Annotated in this window: 20 protein-coding genes; 11 read left to right on the forward strand and 9 right to left on the reverse strand. The window is 70.4% G+C overall.

Annotation, left to right across the window (positions count from 1 at the left end; all coding sequences use genetic code 11):
• Positions 1-63 precede the first annotated feature (63 nt).
• Entirely contained in the window at positions 64-1,035 is a 972-nt protein-coding gene (locus tag QNA09_RS13270) for a carbohydrate kinase family protein (RefSeq protein ID WP_048770966.1), read from the reverse strand.
• Between the two features lie 113 nt (positions 1,036-1,148).
• Positions 1,149-1,499, reverse strand: a complete 351-nt coding sequence (locus tag QNA09_RS13275) for an iron-sulfur cluster assembly accessory protein (RefSeq protein WP_010594337.1) — start codon at positions 1,497-1,499, stop codon at positions 1,149-1,151.
• Positions 1,500-1,644: 145 nt separating this feature from the next.
• Here QNA09_RS13275 and QNA09_RS13280 point away from each other — a divergent pair, with 145 nt between their 5' ends.
• Positions 1,645-2,310: a DUF3043 domain-containing protein gene (locus QNA09_RS13280; protein WP_010594336.1), complete on the forward strand. Its 666-nt coding sequence runs from the start codon at positions 1,645-1,647 to the stop codon at positions 2,308-2,310.
• A 49-nt stretch (positions 2,311-2,359) separates the two neighbouring features.
• On the opposite strand, the gene QNA09_RS13285 is transcribed toward QNA09_RS13280, so the two are convergent.
• The gene (locus QNA09_RS13285; protein WP_040275257.1) at positions 2,360-2,575 is read right to left on the reverse strand and encodes a hypothetical protein; all 216 of its coding nucleotides are present in this window, start codon (positions 2,573-2,575) and stop codon (positions 2,360-2,362) included.
• Between the two features lie 134 nt (positions 2,576-2,709).
• Here QNA09_RS13285 and cobT point away from each other — a divergent pair, with 134 nt between their 5' ends.
• Positions 2,710-3,813: a nicotinate-nucleotide--dimethylbenzimidazole phosphoribosyltransferase gene (gene cobT / locus QNA09_RS13290; protein WP_040275256.1), complete on the forward strand. Its 1,104-nt coding sequence runs from the start codon at positions 2,710-2,712 to the stop codon at positions 3,811-3,813.
• Positions 3,813-4,565: an adenosylcobinamide-GDP ribazoletransferase gene (locus QNA09_RS13295; RefSeq protein ID WP_010594333.1), complete on the forward strand. Its 753-nt coding sequence runs from the start codon at positions 3,813-3,815 to the stop codon at positions 4,563-4,565. The genes cobT and QNA09_RS13295 overlap by 1 nt, the downstream gene beginning before the upstream one ends.
• 15 nt (positions 4,566-4,580) lie before the next feature.
• Here the strand turns inward: QNA09_RS13295 and QNA09_RS13300 are convergent, their stop codons facing one another.
• Complete coding sequence (locus QNA09_RS13300; RefSeq protein WP_010594332.1) at positions 4,581-5,684, reverse strand: branched-chain amino acid aminotransferase; 1,104 nt, start codon at positions 5,682-5,684, stop codon at positions 4,581-4,583.
• A gap of 33 nt (positions 5,685-5,717) precedes the next feature.
• A complete protein-coding gene (gene gcvT / locus QNA09_RS13305) occupies positions 5,718-6,818 on the reverse strand; it encodes a glycine cleavage system aminomethyltransferase GcvT (protein ID WP_026137665.1) in 1,101 nt (366 codons plus the stop codon).
• A gap of 74 nt (positions 6,819-6,892) precedes the next feature.
• On the opposite strand from gcvT, the gene QNA09_RS13310 reads away from it, so the two are divergent.
• The 6 genes from QNA09_RS13310 to QNA09_RS13335 all read left to right on the forward strand — a co-directional run bounded on the left by QNA09_RS13310 (position 6,893) and on the right by QNA09_RS13335 (position 14,127).
• Positions 6,893-8,401, forward strand: coding sequence for a leucyl aminopeptidase (locus QNA09_RS13310; RefSeq protein WP_119699852.1), 1,509 nt, complete (start codon positions 6,893-6,895; stop codon positions 8,399-8,401).
• 257 nt (positions 8,402-8,658) lie between these two features.
• Positions 8,659-10,422 carry a 2-oxoglutarate dehydrogenase, E2 component, dihydrolipoamide succinyltransferase gene (gene sucB, locus QNA09_RS13315; protein WP_017680363.1) on the forward strand — a complete coding sequence of 588 codons (1,764 nt, stop codon included), beginning with the start codon at positions 8,659-8,661 and terminating at the stop codon, positions 10,420-10,422.
• Positions 10,423-10,533: 111 nt separating this feature from the next.
• The gene (locus QNA09_RS13320) at positions 10,534-11,424 is read left to right on the forward strand and encodes a TIGR01777 family oxidoreductase (RefSeq protein ID WP_017680362.1); all 891 of its coding nucleotides are present in this window, start codon (positions 10,534-10,536) and stop codon (positions 11,422-11,424) included.
• 46 nt (positions 11,425-11,470) lie between these two features.
• On the forward strand, positions 11,471-12,253 hold the full coding sequence (gene lipB / locus QNA09_RS13325; RefSeq protein ID WP_017680361.1) for a lipoyl(octanoyl) transferase LipB: 783 nt from the start codon (positions 11,471-11,473) through the stop codon (positions 12,251-12,253).
• Between the two features lie 66 nt (positions 12,254-12,319).
• On the forward strand, positions 12,320-13,330 hold the full coding sequence (lipA, locus tag QNA09_RS13330; protein WP_026137664.1) for a lipoyl synthase: 1,011 nt from the start codon (positions 12,320-12,322) through the stop codon (positions 13,328-13,330).
• Positions 13,331-13,386: 56 nt separating this feature from the next.
• Complete coding sequence (locus QNA09_RS13335; protein WP_010594325.1) at positions 13,387-14,127, forward strand: DUF4191 domain-containing protein; 741 nt, start codon at positions 13,387-13,389, stop codon at positions 14,125-14,127.
• Positions 14,128-14,199: 72 nt separating this feature from the next.
• On the opposite strand, the gene QNA09_RS13340 is transcribed toward QNA09_RS13335, so the two are convergent.
• Complete coding sequence (locus tag QNA09_RS13340; RefSeq protein ID WP_026137663.1) at positions 14,200-14,676, reverse strand: RDD family protein; 477 nt, start codon at positions 14,674-14,676, stop codon at positions 14,200-14,202.
• A gap of 212 nt (positions 14,677-14,888) precedes the next feature.
• Here QNA09_RS13340 and glnA point away from each other — a divergent pair, with 212 nt between their 5' ends.
• Positions 14,889-16,325, forward strand: coding sequence for a type I glutamate--ammonia ligase (glnA, locus tag QNA09_RS13345; RefSeq protein WP_010594323.1), 1,437 nt, complete (start codon positions 14,889-14,891; stop codon positions 16,323-16,325).
• A gap of 104 nt (positions 16,326-16,429) precedes the next feature.
• On the opposite strand, the gene QNA09_RS13350 is transcribed toward glnA, so the two are convergent.
• Positions 16,430-17,575: a hypothetical protein gene (locus QNA09_RS13350; protein ID WP_017680359.1), complete on the reverse strand. Its 1,146-nt coding sequence runs from the start codon at positions 17,573-17,575 to the stop codon at positions 16,430-16,432.
• A 12-nt stretch (positions 17,576-17,587) separates the two neighbouring features.
• Positions 17,588-18,514 carry a metal-dependent hydrolase gene (locus tag QNA09_RS13355; RefSeq protein ID WP_040275252.1) on the reverse strand — a complete coding sequence of 309 codons (927 nt, stop codon included), beginning with the start codon at positions 18,512-18,514 and terminating at the stop codon, positions 17,588-17,590.
• A gap of 243 nt (positions 18,515-18,757) precedes the next feature.
• Between QNA09_RS13355 and QNA09_RS13360 the strand changes: the two genes are divergently transcribed.
• Positions 18,758-19,372 carry a TetR/AcrR family transcriptional regulator gene (locus QNA09_RS13360; RefSeq protein WP_040275251.1) on the forward strand — a complete coding sequence of 205 codons (615 nt, stop codon included), beginning with the start codon at positions 18,758-18,760 and terminating at the stop codon, positions 19,370-19,372.
• Between the two features lie 123 nt (positions 19,373-19,495).
• Here QNA09_RS13360 and QNA09_RS13365 read toward each other — a convergent pair whose 3' ends face one another.
• A complete protein-coding gene (locus tag QNA09_RS13365; RefSeq protein WP_010594319.1) occupies positions 19,496-21,037 on the reverse strand; it encodes an amino acid permease in 1,542 nt (513 codons plus the stop codon).
• Positions 21,038-21,147: the final 110 nt, after the last annotated feature.

The following is a 21,147-nucleotide window of genomic DNA, read 5'->3' on the forward strand; positions in this document are numbered from 1 at the left end:
GGCCGCTCCGCGGCCGGTGTGCCTTTTGGGCGGTGGGGACCGCCCAAAAGGCACACCGGCCGGTCACGGCAGGATTGCGGCGATCTCGTCCGCGGCCGCCTGCCCGTACGCGACCGTCAGCCGCTTGACCGCGTCGGGGCGGTCGAAAGTCCATTCCTGGGTGCCGGTCGTCTCGAGCACCAGAACCGCGACGAGCGAGCCGAGCTGGGCGGCGCGTTCGAGGGTGAGGCCCGCCCGGTGTCCCAGCAGGAACCCCGCCCGGAACGCGTCGCCGACGCCGGTGGGGTCCACCTTGGCCCGCTCGGGCACGACGCCCACGTGCGTCCGGCGGCCGTCCCGTTCGACGATCTCGACACCGTTACCGCCGAGCGTGGTGACCCGCAACCCGACCATGGCGCGGATCTGCTCCTCCGTCAGGCCGGTCTTCTGCTGCAGGAGTCCCCACTCGTATTCGTTGGTGAACAGGTAGGCGGCGCCGTCGATCAGCCGGGCAGCCTCCTCACCGCTGAGGCGGGCGAGTTGCTGAGACGGGTCGGCCGCGAACGGCACGCCGAGCTGTCGGCATTCGTCGGTGTGCCGGGCCATCGCCTCCGGGTCGTTGGCGCCGATCAGGACCAGGTCGACACCGTGCGTCCCGGTCACCCCGGCGAGGGAGATGTCCCGCGCCTCGGACATCGCGCCCGGATAGAACGACGCGATCTGGGCCATCGCCTCGTCGGTCGTGCACACGAAACGCGCGGTGTGCGCGGTCTGCGACACGTGCACGGGGCTGCAGTCGACGCCGTTGCCCTCGAGCCACGCGCGGTACTCGGCGAAGTCGGCGCCCACCGCTCCGACGAGCACCGGTGCCCCGCCGAGCACGCCCATCGCGTAGGCGATGTTGCCGCCCACACCGCCACGGCGGACCACCAGGTCGTCGACCAGGAAGCTGAGCGAGATGTGGCTGAGCTGGTCTGCGACGAGCTGCTCGGCGAAGCGTCCGGGGAAACGCATGAGGTGGTCGGTGGCGATGGAACCGGTCACGGCGATGGTCACGTGGCTGGGCCTTTCAGCGGAGGACTGGGATCGATCTCACGCTACCCGCACCCACCGGACAGCAGTGCGGCCCCGACGCGAGATCGCGCCGGGGCCGCACTACGGGACCTGCGTCAGTTGAACGAATCGCCGCAGGCGCAGGAGCCGGTGGCGTTCGGGTTGTCGATCGTGAAGCCCTGCTTCTCGATCGTGTCGACGAAGTCGATCGACGCGCCTTCGACGTAGGGCGCGCTCATCCGGTCGACGGCGAGGACGACGCCACCGAAGTCACGGGTGAGATCACCGTCGAGCGTCCGGTCGTCGAAGAACAGCTGGTAGCGAAGGCCGGCACACCCACCCGGCTGCACGGCGATGCGCAGCGAGAGGTCGTCGCGGCCCTCCTGGTCGAGCAGTGCCTTCGCCTTGGCGGAGGCGGCCTCGGTCATGGTGACGCCGTGAGTGGCGGTCTCGTCCTGCACAGTCATGGGCGCTCCCTCGTCTTTCGTGTGAAACCCGGTTCCCTCAACGGTACCGCGCGCGGATCTATTCCTCATGCGCGGTACCGGACCGCGCGGGGGCCTGACCGGGGGCGATTTCCCGGCCGGACCGGTTTTCCCATAGCCTGGAGGGGTGAAGTTGCTACGCCGCGGCGGTTCCGACGAATCCGACAACGAGGACCTCGGTGTGTCCGAGTCCGTCGCCGCCCCGCAGTCCGAGGGGGGCAAGGGGACGACCGGCAAGGGCCGTCCCACTCCGAAGCGCCGGGAGGCCGAAGCGCGTCGGCGCGGTCCCGTCGCTCCGGCTCCGTTGACCGCCAAGGAGGCGCGGGCACGCCGCAAGGCAGCCAAGCAGTCCCTCTCCAAGGACGAACGCAAGGCTCGAGCCGCCGAGCGCCGCGCCGCCGCGGGCGAGCGCCGCACCCGGATGCTCGCCGGCGAGGAGAAGTACCTGCTGCCCCGCGACAAGGGTCCCGTGCGGGCCTACGTCCGCGATCTGGTGGACAGCCGCCGCAACCTCGTGGGTCTGTTCATGCCGATGGCGCTCATCCTCATCATGACGATGTTCCTCGGTCCGGTGGTCCAGCAGTACGTGACGCTCGCGATGTTCGCGATGATCGTGCTCATGGTGATCGAGGGGATCTACCTCGGCCGTCTCGTGAACAAGAAGGTCCGGGCCCGTTTCCCCGACACCACCGAGGGCGGTTTCGGTCTCGGGTGGTACGCGTTCGTGCGGGCCTCCCAGATACGCAAGCTCCGGGCGCCGCTGCCCCGGGTCTCCCCCGGCGACGCCGTCTGACCGCAGCCCACCGGCACGCCGGTGAGTGCTGCGGCAACCGGCACGCCGATCAGTGCTGCGGCGACCGGCGCGCGTCGATCGTGGTGCGCACCCAGCCGGCCGACGGGTCGCCACCGTGGGGCGACGGATCGTGCGGCCGGAAATGGTCACAGCGCCACCATGCCCGGGTCACCCAGCGCGGCGCGGGACGGGAACGGGCCCGCGCGAGCTCGAGCCCGGCGAAGAGCGTGGCCAGCACGAGGACGATCACGACGACCTGGCTCATGACGGACAGTCTGTCGCCGGCGACCCGGCCGAGACAGTGGCAGCAAGGCCATCTACCGTCGATTTTCTGCCGCAGAGCGGGTTGATAGCGTCCAGCGGTGGCTTCGGCCTCCGCGACTTCGTGAAAGGTGCCCCGTGAGCAGCGAATCCGTTTCCTCCGCCGACGTCGTCTTCCCGCCCGTCGTCGCGCCCGATCCGGAGGTCCGCCGGCGCGCCGAAGGCCGGCAGCGCGACCTCACCAAGCCCGCCGGTTCCCTCGGCCGGCTGGAGGAACTGGGCTGCTGGGTCGCGTCCTGCCAGGGGCAGGTCCCGCCCCGGCCGTTCGCCCGCCCCCGCGTGGTGGTGTTCGCCGGTGATCACGGGGTAGCCCGCGGCGGCGTCTCCGCGTACCCCCCCGAGGTCACCGCTCAGATGGTCGCCAACTTCCTCGCCGGTGGCGCCGCGGTCAACGTGCTCGCCGGGGTCGCCGGCGCCGGGGTCCGGGTCGTGGACATGGCCGTCGACGGCGACACGGATCCGGCCGTCTCCGCGCACAAGGTGCGCCGGTCGAGCGGCGCCGTCGACCGGGAGGACGCGCTCACCGAGCAGGAGACCCTGCAGGCGATCGCCGCCGGACGAACCGTCGCCGACGAGGAGGTCGACGCGGGAGCCGACCTCCTCGTCGCGGGCGACATGGGTATCGGGAACACCACCCCTGCCACGGCGCTGATCGCCACCCTCACCGGCACCGAACCCGTCGCGGCGGTGGGCCGTGGCACCGGGATCGACGACGCCGCCTGGATGCGCAAGGTCGCCGCGATCCGCGACGCGATGCGCCGCGCCCGGCCTCACGCCCGCAACCCGGTGGCCCTGCTGCGCACCGCCGGCGGTGCCGACCTCGCCGCGATGGCCGGTTACCTCGCGCAGGCGTCGGTGCGCCGGACCCCGGTCGTGCTCGACGGGGTCGTCGTCACCGCTGCCGCACTCGTCGCCGAGGAACTGGCTCCCGGGGCCCGGGACTGGTGGGTCGCCGGGCACCGCTCCACCGAACCGGCCCATACGCTGGCCTTGCGGCACCTGAACCTCGACCCCCTCGTCGACCTGGGAATGCGTCTCGGCGAGGGCTCGGGAGCGGTTGCCGCGCTGCCGATCCTGCACGGTGCGGTCGCGGTGCTCACGAACATGGCGACGTTCGCCGAAGCCGGCGTGAGCACCCGCGACGAGGACGACGCGCCGGTCGCCGGGCCGCGCGGCGACTGATGCGCGGCGTCGCCCTCGCTCTGTCCTGGCTCACGGTGCTGCCGATCCGGGGGCCGGGGCACATCGATCGCAGCGCGGCGGGCGCGGCCATCGCCGCGGCACCGGTGGCCGGGCTCGTGCTGGGCCTGGGCACCGCGGGCGCGCTCTGGGCGGCCGTCGCCGCCGGCTGCGCTCCCCTGCTCGCCGGCCTGATCGGGGTGGGATTTCTGGGCCTCGCGACGCGGGGCATGCACCTCGACGGCCTGTGCGACACCGCCGACGGGCTCGGCTGCTACGGGCCGCCGGAGCGGGCACGTGAGGTGATGAAGTCGGGCGGCGCCGGGCCGTTCGGGGTGGCCACCCTGGTACTCGTGCTGGGAGCGCAGGCGGCCTCGTTCGGGGCGCTCGCCGACGCTCGATCCTGGTTCGCCGTGGTCCTCGCGGTCACCGCCGGCCGGGTCGCGGTCGTGCTCGCATGCCGCCGCGGTGTGGCCGCAGCACCGGGCAGCGGGTTCGGTGCCCTGGTCGCCGGGACGCAGCCGCTGGGGGTGGGCGTCCTGTGGGCCGTCGTCGCTGCTGTCGCGGCCGCCTGGTGCGTGCCCGGCGCCTGGTGGACCGGTCCGGCGACGGTCGCCGTGGGGCTCGTGGCCGCACTGCTGCTGGTGCGGCACTGCGTGCGCAGGTTCGGCGGCCTCAACGGCGACGCGCTCGGAGCCGGCCTCGAGACGACGGTGACGGTGGTGGCGGCGGCGCTGAGCGCGGCCGTCGGGTAGCGACGGCCGCCGGCCTCAGCGCAGCGTCGTCAGCCAGCCGTGGGTGTCGGCGAAGGTGCCGCGCTGGATCCCGGTGAGGGTGTCACGCAACGCCATGGTGACCTTGCCGGGCTCGCCGTCGCCGACGGTGAACTCGCCGTCACGGCTCTTGACGGTGCCGACCGGGGTGATCACCGCCGCGGTCCCGCACGCGAAGACCTCGGTGATCCGCCCGTCGGCAACCTCGGACTCCCACTCCTGAACCGAGATCTTGCGCTCCTCCACCTCGAGGCCGGCCTCCCTGGCCAGCGTGAGCAGCGAGTCCCGGGTGATGCCGGGCAGCAACGAGCCGGACAGCTCCGGCGTCACCAGCTTCGCGTCGGCGCCCGAACCGAAGATGAAGCACAGGTTCATGCCGCCCATCTCCTCGATGTAGCGGCGCTCGACGGCGTCGAGCCACACCACCTGGTCGCACCCCTGCTCGACGGCCTGCGCCTGCGCCAGCAGCGACGCCGCGTAGTTGCCGGAGAACTTGGCGTCGCCGGTGCCGCCCGGGGCGGCCCGCACGTACTCCTGCGAGATCCACACGCTCACCGGCTTGACGCCGCGGGGGAAGTACGCGCCGGCCGGGGAGGCGATCAGCACGTACCGGTACTGGTTCGCGGGCCGCACGCCGAGACCCGCCTCGGTGGAGAACATGAACGGCCGCAGATACAGCGACTCCTCACCCCCGGCGGCCGGCACCCATTCGTGGTCGGCGTCGACCAGCTCCGCGATGGACCGGACGAACAATTCGTCCGGCAGCTCGGCCATCGCCAGGCGCCGCGAGGACCGGCGCATCCGCTCGGCGTTGGAGTAGACGCGGAAGGCCGCGATGCTGCCGTCGGGCTGACGGTAGACCTTCAGACCTTCGAAGATCGCCTGACCGTAGTGCAGCACCATCGCGGCCGGATCGAGCTGCATCGGTCCGTACGGCTGGACGGTGGCGTCGTGCCAGCCGCGGCCCTCGGTGTAGTCGATCGTGACCATGTGATCGGTGAAGTACCGGCCGAAACCGGGATCCGCCAATACTTCTCCGCGCCGTTCCGCGGAAGCGGGCGAGGGGTGCGGAACATGGGCGAATTCGAGGACACCGGTCATGACCGTTGATCCTATCGAACCGCCCGCACGGTCCTACTTGGTGTGGTCGGGCACGAACGGAGGCGCGACGAGCTGGGCGCGCAGGGCGCGTCCACGGACGTCGACCGTGACCTCGTCACCGGCGGCCGGGTCCCCCGCCGTCTCGAGAAGCGCCAGCGCGATCCCGACCTTCAACGTCGGGGAGAACGTGCCGGACGTCGTCTCCCCCACCGGAGTTCCGTCGCGCAACACCTTCAGGCCGGGTCGCAGCACCCCGCGGTCGAGCGCCCGCACGCCCCACAGTCGCCGCGCCGGACCGGACTCCTTCTCCGCGACGAGCGCCGCGCGGCCGCGGAAGGCCGGCTTGCTCCAGCCCACGGCCCACCCGCAGCGAGCCTGCAGGGGCGAGATGGCCTCCGACAGTTCGTGCCCGTGCAACGGGTATCCCATCTCGGTCCGCAGAGTGTCGCGAGCCCCGAGGCCGGCGGCCTGACCGCCGGCCGCACGCACGGCGTCGGCCAGGGCACGGAACAGCGACTCGGCGTCGGCCCACCGCGGCACCAGTTCGAAGCCGCGCTCACCGGTGTATCCGGTGCGGCACACCCGTACCGGCAGATCGTTCCACCGGGCGTCCACGAAGCTCATGTAGCCCAGGTCGGTGGGCAGCCCCAGCCCCTGCAGGACGGCCTCGGAGTTCGGTCCCTGCACGGCGAACACACCGTGGTCCCGGTGCTGGTTCGTCACCGTCACGCCTTCGGGGGCATGCGCGGCGAGGACCTCGACGACCGCTGCGGTGTTCGCGGCGTTCGGCACGAGGAACAGTTCCTCGTCGGAGACGTAGTAGACGATCAGGTCGTCGGTGACACCGCCGGACTCGGTGCAGCAGAGGGTGTACTGCGCCTTGCCCGGCCCGATCTTGCGCAGGTCGTTGGTGAGGGTGGCGTCGACATAGTCCGCCGCGCCCGGTCCGGCGACGAGAGCCTTGCCCAGATGACTGACGTCGAACAGGCCGACGTTCTCGCGCACGGCGGTGTGCTCGGCCACGGTACCGGCGTACGAAACGGGCATCTGCCAGCCACCGAAGGCCGCGAAGGTCGCTCCGAGTTCGGTGTGGACGGCGTGGATCGGGCCCTGCAGCAGTGGCTGGTCGCTCATGTGCCCCACGCTATCCCACCCCCCGAGATCACTAGCATCGGTGCCACGACCCCCTTCCCCCCTAGGAGACGCCTGTGAGTGCCCTTTCGCCCACCCTTCCCGAACTCGTTCTCGCCGGAAGCGTGTCCAAGCGCGCGGACGTCCTCGTCGTCGGGCTGACCGCCGGCGACGGCGGCCCCGAGGCCCTGCTCGGCGACGGCCTGGTGGACGAGGACGTCCTCGGCGGACTGCTCGACGCCCTGCAGTCCGTCGGCGCCGAGGGCAGAGCCGAGGAGGTCACCCGGATCCCCGCGCCCGCCGCCCTGCCGGTCACCAGCGTCCTCGCCGTCGGGCTCGGCGCCGCCGACAAGCTCGACGCCGAGCAGGTGCGCCGCTCCGCCGGCGCTGCGGCGCGCGCCCTCGCCGGCGTCCCCGTGGTCGCGACGACCCTGTCCGCCGTGGATCTCGGCGCAACCGCAGAGGGCTTCGCGCTCGGCGCCTACACGTTCACCGAGTTCCGCACCACCAAGTCGAACTCCGGCGACGCGCAGCCGCCGGCCCGGATCGAACTGCTCGTCTCGTCGCCCCGCGCCCGAGAGGCCAAGGCGGAGCTGGCCCGGTCGGTCGCCGTCGCCGAGGCGGTCGCCACCGCCCGCCGGTTCGTCGACACCCCGCCGAGTCACCTGTTCCCGGCCGAGTTCGCCGAGCGCGCGAAGGCGCTCGGCACCGCCGCCGGGTTGAAGGTCGAGGTGCTGGACGAGAAGGCGCTCGAGCAGCAGGGTTACGGCGGCATCGTCGGGGTCGGCAAGGGATCGTCGCGTCCGCCGCGGCTCGTGCGCCTGAGCTACTCGGCGAAGAAGCGGAAGGCTCCGAAGGTCGCGCTCGTCGGCAAGGGCATCACGTTCGACACCGGCGGCATCTCCATCAAGCCGGCCGCCGGAATGGAGAACATGACGTCCGACATGGGGGGTGCGGCGGCGGTGGTCGCGACGGTCGTGCTCGCCGCGAAGCTCGGCGTGGCGGCGGACGTGACCGCGACGGTACCGATGGCCGAGAACATGCCGTCCGCGACGGCACAGCGACCCGGCGACGTGCTGACCCAGTACGGCGGCACCACCGTCGAGGTGATCAACACGGACGCCGAGGGCCGTCTCATCCTGGCCGACGCCATCGTCCGCGCCTGCGAGGACGAGCCCGACTACCTGATCGACACCGCGACGCTCACCGGCGCGCAGATGGTCGCGCTGGGGACGCGGACGCCCGGCGTCATGGGCACCGACGAGTTCCGGGACCGCGTCGCCCGGCTCTCGCAGGAGGTGGGGGAGAACGGGTGGGCGATGCCGCTGCCGGCCGAACTGCGCGCGGACCTGAAGTCCCGGGTCGCCGACCTGGCCAACGTCACGCCGCATCGCTGGGGCGGGATGCTCGCCGCCGGCCTGTACCTGCAGGAGTTCGTCGCCGAGGGTGTGCAGTGGGCCCACATCGACATCGCCGGGCCGGCCTTCAACACCGGGAGCCCGTTCGGCTATGTCGGCAAGGGCGGCACCGGCGTCCCGGTGCGCACCCTCATCGCCGTCATCGAGGACATCGCGAACAACGGGTGATCCGTCCCGCGCGTCCCTGCCGGGTTGCGGGGACGCGCGGGCGCACGCGACCCAACCCTCGTCGAACGCCGCCGAGGGATCAGTGCAAGGATGGTCGAGGTCATACCCGGCATCGGGTGTGGTCTCAACCGAACACCGCAAGACACCGCACGAGACCGTGGCCTCGAGCACAATGGTCAGCGACCACACAATGGTCCGCGACCATCGGTCGGCACAACTCAACACACCCGAATACAACCGTCGAGGAGTCAACAGACATGGCCTTCTCCGTCCAGATGCCAGCGCTTGGTGAGAGCGTCACCGAGGGAACTGTCACGCGATGGCTCAAGCAGGAAGGAGACACGGTCGAAGTCGACGAGCCGCTGCTCGAAGTTTCCACGGACAAGGTCGACACCGAGATCCCCTCGCCCGCGGCCGGTGTGCTGGTGAAGATCGTCGCCCAGGAGGACGAGACGATCGAGATCGGCGGTGAGCTGGCGGTGATCGGTGACTCCGCCGACGACGGAGGATCGTCGACCGCTCCCACTGCCGCCCCGTCGGAGGAGGCGGCGCCCGAGGAGCAGTCCACCCCCGAGCCCGAACCCGAGCCCGAGCCGGAACCCGAGCCGGCGCCGGCTTCGTCCGGTTCCGACACCGGCTCCGCCGAAGGCACCCCGGTCACCATGCCGGCGCTCGGTGAGTCCGTGACCGAAGGCACCGTCACCCGGTGGCTGAAGTCTGTCGGAGACGAGGTCGCGGTAGACGAGCCCCTGCTCGAGGTGTCCACGGACAAGGTCGACACGGAGATCCCGTCCCCCGTGGCCGGTGTGCTCCTCGAAATCAACGCCGACGAGGACGAGACCGTCGAGGTCGGCGGACAGCTCGCGGTGATCGGGTCGGGAACCCCGGCCGCGGCGCCGTCGAAGCCCGAACCGAAGCCGGAACCGAAGCCGGAACCGAAGCCCGAGCCCGAGCCCGAGCCGGCGAAGCAGGCGGCCCCCGAGCCCGCGAAGCAGCCCGCCCCGGAGCCCGCGAAGCAGGCCGCTCCGGCGCCCGCCCCGGCGCCCGCTGCCGCGGAGACCCCGGGTGGCGCCACGCCGTATGTCACGCCCCTCGTCCGCAAGCTCGCCGCCGAGCACGACGTCGACCTGTCGAAGGTGTCCGGCACCGGAGTCGGCGGACGCATCCGCAAGCAGGACGTGCTCGCCGCCGCCGAGGCCGCGAAGGCCCCCGCTGCCGAGGCCCCGAAGGCTCCCGCCGCCAAGGCTCCGGCCGCCGCTCCGGCCACGACCGCCGGCGTCCGGCCCGAGCTCGCCCACCTGCGCGGCACCACGCAGAAGGTCAACCGGATCCGCCAGATCACCGCGATCAAGACGCGCGAGTCCCTGCAGACCACCGCACAGCTCACCCAGACCTTCGAGGTCGATGTCACCAAGATCGCGCATCTGCGGTCGCAGGCGAAGGCGACCTTCGCCGAACGTGAGGGCGTCAACCTCACCTTCCTGCCCTTCTTCGCAAAGGCCGTCGTCGAGGCCCTCAAGGCGCATCCGAACATCAACGCCTCCTACGACGAGGACAAGAAGGAGATCACCTACCACGCCGCCGAGCACCTCGGCATCGCCGTGGACACCGAGCAGGGTCTGCTCTCCCCGGTGATCCACAACGCCGGCGACCTGTCGCTGGCCGGCCTGGCCCGCGCGATCGCGGACATCGCCAAGCGGGCGCGCAGCGGTGGCCTGAAGCCGGACGAGCTGGCCGGCGGCACCTTCACGATCACGAACATCGGCAGCCAGGGCGCCCTGTTCGACACGCCGATCCTGGTGCCGCCGCAGGCGGCGATGCTGGGCACCGGCGCAATCGTCAAGCGACCGGTGGTCGTCACCGACGAGGTGGGCAACGAGTCGATCGGTGTCCGGTCGATGTGCTACCTGCCGCTGACCTACGACCACCGGCTGATCGACGGTGCGGACGCGGGCCGGTTCCTCACCACGATCAAGCACCGTCTCGAGGAAGCGGCGTTCGACGCCGATCTGGGCTTGTGATCCACCGGGTGTAGCCCGGCACTCACCGGACCGGGAAGCGGGGGCATCGTCACACCGACGAGGCCCCCGCTTCCGCGTCCCGGCCTCTGCGAATGCGGGACAATCACCGGCATGCGCATCCTCGTGGCGGGCTCGTCGGGGCTGATCGGAACGGCCTCGGTGGCATGGTTGCGAGCGCACGAGCACGAGGTGCGTCGCCTCGTCCGCCGTCCGCCGGCAGCGCCGGACGAATGGTTCTGGGACCCGCCGACGGGCCGGGTCGATCCCGCGGCGCTCGACCGCGTCGACGCCGTGGTGAATCTGTGCGGCTCGAGAATGGACGAGCGTCGCTGGTCCGGCGCGGTCAAGCAGGAACTGCGCGACAGCCGGATCGTCCCGACCGACGTCCTCGCCACCGCCGCCGCCTCCGCCGGGGTGCCGACGCTGGTCAATGCGGGCGCCGTCGGCGTCTACGGGAACACCGGCGAGGACGTGGTGGACGAACGCAGCCCCGCCGGGCGGGGGTTCGTCGCGGACCTGTGCCGCGACTGGGAGGCCGCCACCGCGCCCGCACGCGCCGCCGGGGTGCGCACGATCGTCCTCCGCATCGGGATCGTTCTCAGCCCGCACGGCGGCATCCTGCGCCGCCTCCATCCGCTCTTCCGGCTCGGCCTCGGTTCCCGGCTCGGTGACGGCCGGCAGTACATGTCGTGGGTGGCGCTCGAGGACGTGGTGGCGGCGCTGGGCTTCGTCCTCGGCCGCGGCGATATCGCCGGTCCGGTCGACGTCACCGGCCCCGCTCCCGTGACCAACGCCCGGTTCACGGAAGCGCTGGCGCATTCGGTGCACCGCCCGGCGCCGTGGACGACGCCCGGATTCGTGGTCGGCGCGGTCGTCGGGGAGATGGCGCACGCCCTGGTGCTCACCGGGCAGCGCGCGTTGCCGGCGGTCCTCGAGTCGGCGGGCTTCGAGTTCCGGTATCCGACGATCGGAGCCGCCCTGGCACACACGCTCGGAACCTGAAGCCACCTCTTCGCGACGGCTCTCCGACGGCGTAGGGTCGAGGACTATGAGCAGCGCATCTTCCTCCGCCCGTTTCGATTCCGAACCCGTCGCGGTGGCGCATCTGGGGCTGATCGGTTATCTGGAAGCGTGGGAGCGGCAACGGGAGATCGCCGCCGACCGGGCCGAGGGCCGCGGTGTCGACACCCTGCTGCTGCTCGAGCATCCGCCCGTGTACACCGCCGGCAAGCGCACCGACCCGGAGGACCGCCCCACGGACGGCACGCCGGTGATCGACGTCGACCGCGGCGGCAAGATCACCTGGCACGGACCCGGACAGCTGGTGGGCTACCCGATCATCCGGCTCGGCGAACCCATCGACGTCGTCGGCTACGTGCGACGTCTCGAGCAGGCACTGATCGAGGTCTGTACCGACCTCGGGCTCACGTGCGGCCGCGTGGAGGGCCGCTCGGGGGTGTGGCTGCCGGCCGAGCTGCGCGACGGGCACTGGCTGCCCGAGCGCAAGGTCGCCGCGATCGGGGTGCGGGTGCAGCGCGGGGTGACGATGCACGGGTTCTCCCTCAACTGCGACGCCACCCTGGACGCGTTCGACTCGATCGTGCCGTGCGGCATCCGCGACGCGGGCGTCACCTCGCTCACCGGTGAGCTCGGCCGGGACGTCACCGTCGCCGAGGTGATGCCGGCGGTGACGGCGGCGGTGATCGACGCGCTCGACGGCCGCCTGCCGGTGACGGACCACGACATCGAACGGGTGACGTTCGAACAGGCTGTCGGTGCCGAGCCGCCGCAGACCCCGCGCCCGGAGTTCACCACGGTGCGGTACGGCTGAGCGGCGCCTCCGGGGGCCCGCCCCGGGGTGAGCCCGGTCCGTACCGTCGGGCGTAGGATCGGGTCCGTGACTGTGGCCCCAGAAGGACGCAAGCTGCTGCGGATCGAGACCCGAAACGCACAGACGCCGATCGAACGTAAGCCGAACTGGATCAGGACCCGGGCGAAGATGGGCCCGGAGTACTCCGAGCTGAAGGGACTGGTGCGGCGCGAAGGCCTGCACACGGTCTGCGAGGAGGCCGGTTGTCCCAACATCTACGAATGCTGGGAGGATCGGGAGGCGACGTTCCTCATCGGTGGCGAGCAGTGCACCCGTCGATGCGATTTCTGTCAGATCGACACCGGTAAGCCCGCCGAGCTCGACCGCGACGAGCCGCGCCGGGTCGCCGAGTCCGTGCAGGCCATGGGCCTGCGGTACTCCACGATCACCGGTGTCGCCCGCGACGACCTGCCCGACGGCGGTGCGTGGCTCTACGCCGAGACCGTGCGGCAGATCCACGAGCTCAACCCGGGCACCGGCGTCGAGAATCTCATCCCCGACTTCAACGGCAAGCCGGAGCTGCTCACCGAGGTCTTCGAATCGCGTCCCGAGGTGCTCGCGCACAATGTCGAGACCGTGCCCCGGATCTTCAAGCGCATCCGCCCGGCGTTCCGCTACCAGCGGTCGCTGGACGTGATCACCGCGGCCCGCGAGTTCGGGCTGGTGACCAAGTCCAATCTGATCCTCGGCATGGGCGAGACGCCGGAGGAGGTCACCGAGGCGCTGCACGACCTGCACGCCGCCGGCTGCGACATCGTCACCATCACCCAGTACCTGCGCCCGTCGCCGCGGCACCATCCCGTCGAGCGCTGGGTCAAGCCCGAGGAGTTCGTGGCGCACTCGAAGACCGCCGAGGAGATCGGATTCGCCGGCGTGATGGCCGGGCCGCTGGTCCGGTCGTCGTACCGCGCGGGGCGCCTGTACGCGCAGGCGATGGCACACCACGGCCGCGAGCTGCCCGCCGCACAGGCGCACCTGGCCGAGGGGGGCACGGCGGCCCAGGAAGCCAGCTCCGTGCTGGCGCGTCTGACCTCGTAGCCGCACCGGACCCGCGGTGGCGAGAAGGACACCGCGGGGAAAGTATCCTGGGTGCTATGGCGAGAGGCAGCAAACCCGACAAGGAAGCGAAGGCCGCAGCGAAGGCCGCGCGCAAGCAGGCGTCGAAGGAGCGGCGAACCCAGCTCTGGCAGGCGTTCCAGCTGCAGCGCAAGGAAGACAAGCTGCTGCTGCCGTGGATGATCGGTGCGATCGTCGTCTCCACCCTGGTGTTCTTCCTGATCGGGCTGATCTTCGGTATCGAGTGGTTCCTTCTGCCGGTCGGCCTGCTCGTGGGCGTGCTGCTCGCGTTCGTCATCTTCGGTCGCCGGGTGCAGAAGACGGTGTACGGCAAGGCCGAGGGCCAGGCCGGTGCGGCGGCGTGGGCGCTGGACAACCTGCAGGGCTCCTGGCGCGTCACGCATGCGGTGGCCGGCACCACGCAACTCGACGCCGTGCACCGCGTCATCGGCCGCCCGGGCGTGATCCTGGTGGCCGAGGGAGCCCCGCAGCGCGTGAAAGCCCTTCTCGCACAGGAGAAGAAGCGAGTCGCGCGCCTCGTGGGCGACACGCCGATCTACGACATCGTGGTCGGCAACGACGAGGGTCAGGTCCCGCTGTCACAGCTGCAGAAGCACCTGTCGAAACTGCCGCGCAACATCGACACCAAGCGGATGGACGCGATCGAGGGCCGGCTGGCCGCCCTGAGCACGAAGAAGTCCGGCGCCGCGCTCCCGAAGGGTCCGATGCCCGCCGGTGCGAAGATGCGCAGCGTGCAGCGCACCATGCGCCGGCGCTGAGGTCCGTCCCGACGACGGGAGCCTGCACCTACCCGGTGCAGGCTCCCGTTCGACGTTTCGGGGACGGACGCGTCAGCGGGACCGCACGAGCGCCGTGCCGGTCGCCCGGTCCTGCAGGCCGCGGCCGTCGACGTCGGTGACGACGGCCGGCGCGATGAACACGAGCAGCAGCTGCCGCGCCAGGGCGCGAATCAGTCCCACCCGCACCGGCGCGTCGACCCGGGCGACCTGCAGGCCGACCAGATACTGGCCCGGCGTGAACGAGAACAGCGTCACCGTGAGCACCCCGACCACGAACCACACGAGCAGGGTGTAGGTGGACAGCTGGGGATTCTCGAAGGGCCGCTCCCCCACGATCGCGGTTGCGATGCCGACGGAGGTGAGCCAGTCGATCGCCAGCGCGCTCGCGCGCCGGCCGGTACCGGCGAGCGCACCGCGCCCGCTCGCGGGTAGTCCGAGCAGCTGCCCGCGGTAGTCCTGGGCCTTGTCCTGCCCCTTGGGGATCGCCGCAGCGGGTCCGGAGAGCCAGCTGCCGGTCATGCGTGCCATGGTGTCCAGGATAGGGTGCAACGGACGGACCGGCCCGACCCACGTGCCCGCCGGTGACTTCTACCACAAATGCAGTCCTCACGACACCGGAAGACGAGCTGTAACATCGGTGAAACATGGGATTGATGGTCGGGCAACACCAGCTCAATACGGTCTGTATCCGACGCAGACGCCCCATCCCCATGGCGCGCATTGACTGAAGGAGCACAAGCGTGGCGTTCACCTCGGCCGAAGAGGTCATCAAGTACATCGAGGACGAAAACGTCGAGTACGTCGATGTCCGGTTCAGCGACCTCCCCGGCATCCAGCAGCACTTCTCGATCCCCGCGGCTGCGTTCACCAAGGACGTGTTCGAGGACGGCCTGGCGTTCGACGGTTCCTCCGTCCGCGGCTTCCAGTCCATCCACGAGTCGGACATGATGCTGCTGCCGGACGTGACCACCGCGCGCATCGACCCCTTCCGCGCCGCCAAGACGCTCAACGTCAACTTCTTCGTCCACGACCCGTTCACTCGCGAGTCCTACAGCCGCGACCCGCGCAACGTCGCCCGTAAGGCCGAGGAGTACCTGGCCAGCACCGGCATCGCCGACACCGCGTTCTTCGGTGCCGAGGCCGAGTTCTACATCTTCGACTCGATCCGCTACGACTCGCAGATGAACGGCGCGTTCTACGAGATCGACTCGGTCTCCGGCGCGTGGAACACCGGCGTCGAGGCCAACGCCGACGGCTCGCCGAACCTCGGCTACAAGGTCCGCCCCAAGGGCGGCTACTTCCCCGTCGCGCCGTACGACCACTATGTGGACCTGCGCGACGAGATCTCCACCAACCTGCAGAACGCCGGCTTCGAACTCGAGCGCGGCCACCACGAGGTCGGTACCGCCGGTCAGGCCGAGATCAACTACAAGTTCAACACCCTGCTCGGCGCGGCCGACGACCTGCAGCTGTTCAAGTACATCGTCAAGAACACCGCGTGGAAGCACGGCAAGTCGGTGACCTTCATGCCGAAGCCGCTGTTCGGCGACAACGGCTCGGGCATGCACGTGCACCAGTCGCTGTGGAAGGAAGGCAAGCCGCTGTTCCACGACGAGGCCGGTTACGCGGGCCTGTCGGACCTGGCGCGCTGGTACATCGGCGGCATCCTGCACCACGCGCCGTCGCTGCTGGCGTTCACCAACCCCACGATCAACTCGTACCACCGCCTCGTGCCCGGCTACGAGGCCCCGATCAACCTGGTCTACAGCCAGCGCAACCGCTCCGCCGCGGTCCGCATCCCGATCACCGGCAACAACCCGAAGGCCAAGCGCCTCGAGTTCCGCGCGCCGGACGCCTCGGGCAACCCGTACCTGTCGTTCGCGGCGCAGATGCTCGCCGGTCTGGACGGCATCAAGAACAAGATCGAGCCGATGGCGCCGGTCGACAAGGACCTCTACGAGCTCCCGCCGGAGGAGGCCCGGAACATCCCGCAGGCCCCGACCAGCCTCGCGACCGTGATCGACAACCTCGAGCGCGACCACGAGTACCTCACCGAAGGCGGCGTGTTCACCTCCGACCTGATCGAGACCTGGATCTCGCTCAAGCGCGAGCAGGAGATCGCCCCGGTCAACCTGCGGCCGCACCCGTACGAGTTCCAGCTGTACTACGACTGCTGAGTCGATTCCGCACGTCGTTCGTCACGAGTCCACCCGCCTTGCGTTCCGCGAGGCGGGTGGACTCGTGTCTGCGGCCCCTCGTACCTGCGGGGTACGCGGATCCGCTATGCGGCAGGCGCCCGCGCGTGGGCGGGCGTGGTGTCGCTCGTGCCCTGCGGCACGGTCAGCGTGGCGGCCACGCACAGTGCCGCGACGACGAAGCACGCCAGCGCGTACCACAGGTTGCCCACCGGGTCGCCGGTGCTCGTCACGCCGTCGACGGCACGGAAGAACTCAGGCAGCGCGGTGACCCACAGGAACGCCATGACGACGAGATACACCACGCTGTAGACCTGGACGAATCGGTTCGTGTACGCGGGAACCGCCGGCTCGCCCCGTCGCAGGCACACCCAGCGGCGAACGAGCACCACGACCCCGACGACGGTGACGACGGCCAGTTCCACCGCGTAGACCACCGCCCGGACCGTGGTACTGCCCATGCCCAGGACGGTCGCCGGGAGCGGGAGAACGAACGTGCCCAGTGACGCCAGCAGGCCGATCACGACGGTGCGCCACACCAGCTCGAGACCGGAGAAGTGTCGGCCGCGGTCGACGTGGCGACCGACGAAGAACTGCACGCACAGCGCCAGCGACATCGGCCAGAGCGCGGCGAACACCACCACGCTCGGGAGCGGGACCGCATCGAACAGGGGTTGGTTGATCGGATTCGTCACCGCCCAGTGCCACCAGCGCAACTGGGGTCCGAGATGGTCGAAGATCTCGTAGAACGCGTGGTGCACGAATCCCACGCACACGGCCCCGACGAGAACTCCGTGGCGGCGGAACACCCCCAGCATTCTGACGATCTCGAACGCCAGCGTGGCCATCAGCGGGTAGATCGCGACGATGTAGAGCGGGAGCCGGCCCCACAGGAATTCCACGGTGAACACGTTGTGGGCGAACATCGTGTCCACGTGCTCCTCGATGCCGAAGGCAGCCGGGAAGTACAGCGGAGGTTCGATGACGAACAGGTAGGCGGTGGCACCGAACCAGAGCACCAGAGTGGTGGGGTCGCCGTGGCGGCGCAGGCGCACGACGGCGAGCACGAGCGCGAGCACCGCGCCGAGCACGATGGTGACCTCGAGAACGGGAAGGGTCCAGTTCTCCAGGGCCGAGGGGTTGCGGACCTCGACGAGGCCACCGGCCTCCTGGCACGAGAAGCCCAGGGACGCGGCGAGTTCGGCGAAGGTGGGTGAGCACAGGTCGGTCATCGAGGCGGCTCCCTACGAGGCGACCGCGTCGGCGGTGTACCAGCGCGTGACGTCGTAGCCGTCCTCGTAGCGCCGGAACCACACGTCCGCGAGTGCCGGCAACTTCTCGTGGGTCGGATCGTGCTTCGGCAACTGGCTGCGCACCACTCCCGCCAGCGCGACGAGTTGCTCGGCGAGCGGCAGATCGTCGAAGGCGCGTGGCATCGGGCCGTGGTCCTGCGCGCGCAGGAGGGGCAACCACCTGCGCAGGCGCTGGGCGCGCCGGTACGACGCGAACATCGACAGCGCGTCGATCCTGCGATCCTCCAACGGAACATGGTCGTTGAAGCCCTGGCAGGCGAGCCGGATGACGTGCAGCACATGACGGAAGACCGAGGGGGCCACGCGCATCCGGTAGATGTCGGAGCCGACGACGGAGTCGAAGACGACGAGCGCCGAACTCCGGTGTTCGACCTCCTCGACGAAGTGCCAGATGAACAGCGACGCCACCCGGTCGTCGCCGGGCCGGAACAGGGTGGCCTCGTTGTCGAGCATCAACTTGAACACCGGCGTGAAGGTTGCCTCGAGATCTGCGGTGTAGGCGAGCCGGTAGTTCAGCGACGTCTGTGCGGTGAGCCGGTCGAATTCCCCGATGACGGCGTCGAGGGTTTCCCGGAGCCCGGGGTACCGCACGATCAGGGCCTTGACATGCTGCCGGTGTGCCGTCGAGTGCTGGCCTTCCTGACGCATGAACGCGTCCGCCTCCGCGGCGACGTCGGGGTCGGTGATCAGCGGCTTGGCTTGGAGGATCATCTTCACGATCATCTTCTCGAAGCCGATCGCCAGGAACGAGACCGCGTTCGCCATGCTCGAGAAGGCCGGGTTCTCCTCGTTCCACAGGAACGGCACGTCGTCTTCCTCGAACGCGAAGTTCATTCTTCGGATCTGCAGGTCGGTCACGGGCGTTGCACCTCGTCTTGCGGGAATGGGCTGGTCCGGCGGCCCCGCGACGGCTCCGAAGCCCCGGCGCAGCGATCATACATATAACGCAGCCTACGTATGATGAGAACGTGTTACACGGTCGGTGGCGCGGGCGAGGTACCGCCCCCGTGCTACCGTCGGTCGTTCGAGCGGACGGTCGACAGGACCCCACCCGAGGGGGATTCGCCGGTCCCGATGCGGCCCGATCCGAGGAAGCGAGCAGTGGCACGACGACGCGGTTGGGGCGGCAGCCCCCCGGAGAACGACGACGAAGCGTCTCGCCGAATCGTTTCCGCCGCAGTCGATCTGATCGGCCGGACGGGTTCCGTCATCAGCCTGGCCGAGGTCGCGGAATCGCTGGGTGTCATCCGCCAGACGGTCTACCGCTACTTCCCCAGCGCGGATGCGCTGATGCGGGCCGCGGCTATCGCGTCGGTCGACGGATTCCTCGATCGCCTCGCCCGGCACATCGACGGCCTCGCGGACCCCGTGGACGCGATGACGGAAGGCGTCGTCTACACCCTCTCCGAGGTTCGGCGCACGCCACATCTGGGCCTCCTGCTCACCGGCACGTATTCGAACGTCCGTCCCGACGGCCTCACGTCCGACGAGGCGCAGGAATTCGGGATGACGATGATCGAGCGCTTCGACGTCGATTGGGCGCGCTACGGATACGACGAGGCGGCCCTGCGCGAGCTCGTCGAGTACGTGCTGCGCACGATGCAGTCCTTCTTCGTCTCCCCCGACGATCCCCCGCGGAGCGACGACGACCTGCGGCGATACCTCCGACGCTGGATGGGACCCGCGATCCTCGCACAGCGCGACCTCCCCCGCTGACGACCGCGACCAGGTGACGGGATCCGCCCGGCCGGGCGGGCCCCGGGGTGGCCGCCGGGGCGTCGACCCGTCGCACGGTCGCGGCCCCGCAGCGGTCGCCGCGGGGCCGGGTCCGGGGCCGCGCTACACCGGCTGGGGCTCGCGGGCGGCGTGCGAGGCCTCGGCCCGCCGGGCCGCCTCGGCCCGGAGTCGCTGCCCGAGCACCGACGTGCGGCGGCCGTAGACGGCGTAGACCACCACGCCCAGGGCCATCCAGGCCCCGAACCGCAGCCACGTCTCGACGGACAGGTTGAGCATCAGCCAGCCGCACGCGAGGACCGCAAGAATCGGCACCAGGGGCACGAGCGGAACCCGGAACCCACGCGGCAGGTCGGGGCGGGTGCGGCGGAGCACCATCACACCGATGCACACCAGCACGAAGGCGAACAGGGTGCCGATGTTGACCATCTCCTCGAGCACACCCATCGGGAACACCGCGGCGAGGACGGCGACGATGCTGCCGACCAGCAGGGTGATGCGTACCGGGGTGCCCTTGCGGCCCGTCGTGGCCAGCCGCCGCGGCATCAGCCCGTCCCGGGACATCGCGAACAGCACGCGAGTCTGGCCGAGCATCATCACCATCACGACGGTGGTGAGGCCGGCGAGGCCGCCGATGTTGATCGCCGTCTGCGCCCACGTGATGCCGTGAGCCTCGAACGCGGTGGCCAGGGTGGCACTGCCGTCGCCGACGAGTGCGCTGCCCGTCCGCAGGTCGGTGTACTTCACCATGCCGGTCAGCACCAGCGTCACGCCGACGTAGAGGACCGTGACGATGGCGAGCGAGGCGAAGATGCCGCGCGGCAGCGACTTCTGCGGGTTCTTCGTCTCCTCCGCGGTGGTGGCGACCACGTCGAAGCCGATGAAGGCGAAGAACACCAGGCTCGCGGCGGCGAGCAGGCCGTACCACCCGTAACTGCTGCCGTCGGCCCCGGTGAGCGCCGAGAACAGCGACTGGTGCACGCCGCTCGCGGTGCCCTGCGCGCCCTCCGCCGGCGGAATGTAGGGCGAGTAGTTGCTCTTGTCGATGTAGAAGACGCCGACCGCGATGACCAGCACGACGACGGCGACCTTGACGGCGGTGACGACGGCCGACACACGCGAGGACATCTTGGTGCCGACGGCGAGCACGACCGTGATCGCGCCGACGATGAGCAACGCGCCCCAGTCGACCGCGAGCGGCCCGAGGTGCATCGTGGTGTGTGCGGTGCCGCCGAGCATGCCGCCGAGATACAGCGACCAGCCCTTGGCGACGACGGCGGAGGCGAGCGCGAACTCGAGGATGAGGTCCCAGCCGATGATCCAGGCGGCGAACTCACCGAAGGTCGCGTACGAGAAGGTGTAGGCGCTTCCGGCGACGGGGACGGTCGACGCGAACTCCGCGTAGCACAGGGCCGCGAGGCCGCACGTGATCGCGGCGAGCACGAAGGCCAGCGAGATCGACGGGCCCGCGACGTTGCCCGCGGTGCGCGCGGTGAGGGTGAAGATGCCGGCGCCGATCACCACGGCGACGCCGAACACGGTCAGGTCCTTGGCGGTCAGCTGCCGCCGCAACCGCGAACCGGGTTCGTCGGTGTCCGCGATGGACTGTTCGACGGACTTGGTGCGCCAGATGCCGACTCCGGGCATGGTGTGCTCCTCGGGATGGGATGGGGGCCCGCCGGACCTCGTGGGCGACCGGGGGCACGGCCCTCATGGGCGACGCATTGTGGTGCCGCAGAGAGGGATTGCGTGAGCAA

This window comes from Rhodococcus sp. AH-ZY2 (genome assembly GCF_030916465.1).
GTDB classification, from domain to species: domain Bacteria; phylum Actinomycetota; class Actinomycetes; order Mycobacteriales; family Mycobacteriaceae; genus Rhodococcus; species Rhodococcus ruber.

Excerpts from the sequence above, each read along its gene's own strand:
- QNA09_RS13275 (WP_010594337.1), bottom strand. The coding sequence starts at position 1,499 with ATGACTGTGCAGGACGAGACCGCCACTCACGGCGTCACCATGACCGAG.
- QNA09_RS13285 (WP_040275257.1), bottom strand. The coding sequence starts at position 2,575 with ATGAGCCAGGTCGTCGTGATCGTCCTCGTGCTGGCCACGCTCTTCGCC.
- QNA09_RS13295 (WP_010594333.1), top strand. The coding sequence starts at position 3,813 with ATGCGCGGCGTCGCCCTCGCTCTGTCCTGGCTCACGGTGCTGCCGATC.
- QNA09_RS13300 (WP_010594332.1), bottom strand. The coding sequence starts at position 5,684 with ATGACCGGTGTCCTCGAATTCGCCCATGTTCCGCACCCCTCGCCCGCT.
- gcvT (WP_026137665.1), bottom strand. The coding sequence starts at position 6,818 with ATGAGCGACCAGCCACTGCTGCAGGGCCCGATCCACGCCGTCCACACC.
- sucB (WP_017680363.1), top strand. The coding sequence starts at position 8,659 with ATGGCCTTCTCCGTCCAGATGCCAGCGCTTGGTGAGAGCGTCACCGAG.
- QNA09_RS13320 (WP_017680362.1), top strand. The coding sequence starts at position 10,534 with ATGCGCATCCTCGTGGCGGGCTCGTCGGGGCTGATCGGAACGGCCTCG.
- lipB (WP_017680361.1), top strand. The coding sequence starts at position 11,471 with ATGAGCAGCGCATCTTCCTCCGCCCGTTTCGATTCCGAACCCGTCGCG.
- QNA09_RS13335 (WP_010594325.1), top strand. The coding sequence starts at position 13,387 with ATGGCGAGAGGCAGCAAACCCGACAAGGAAGCGAAGGCCGCAGCGAAG.
- QNA09_RS13340 (WP_026137663.1), bottom strand. The coding sequence starts at position 14,676 with ATGGCACGCATGACCGGCAGCTGGCTCTCCGGACCCGCTGCGGCGATC.
- QNA09_RS13350 (WP_017680359.1), bottom strand. The coding sequence starts at position 17,575 with ATGACCGACCTGTGCTCACCCACCTTCGCCGAACTCGCCGCGTCCCTG.
- QNA09_RS13365 (WP_010594319.1), bottom strand. The coding sequence starts at position 21,037 with ATGCCCGGAGTCGGCATCTGGCGCACCAAGTCCGTCGAACAGTCCATC.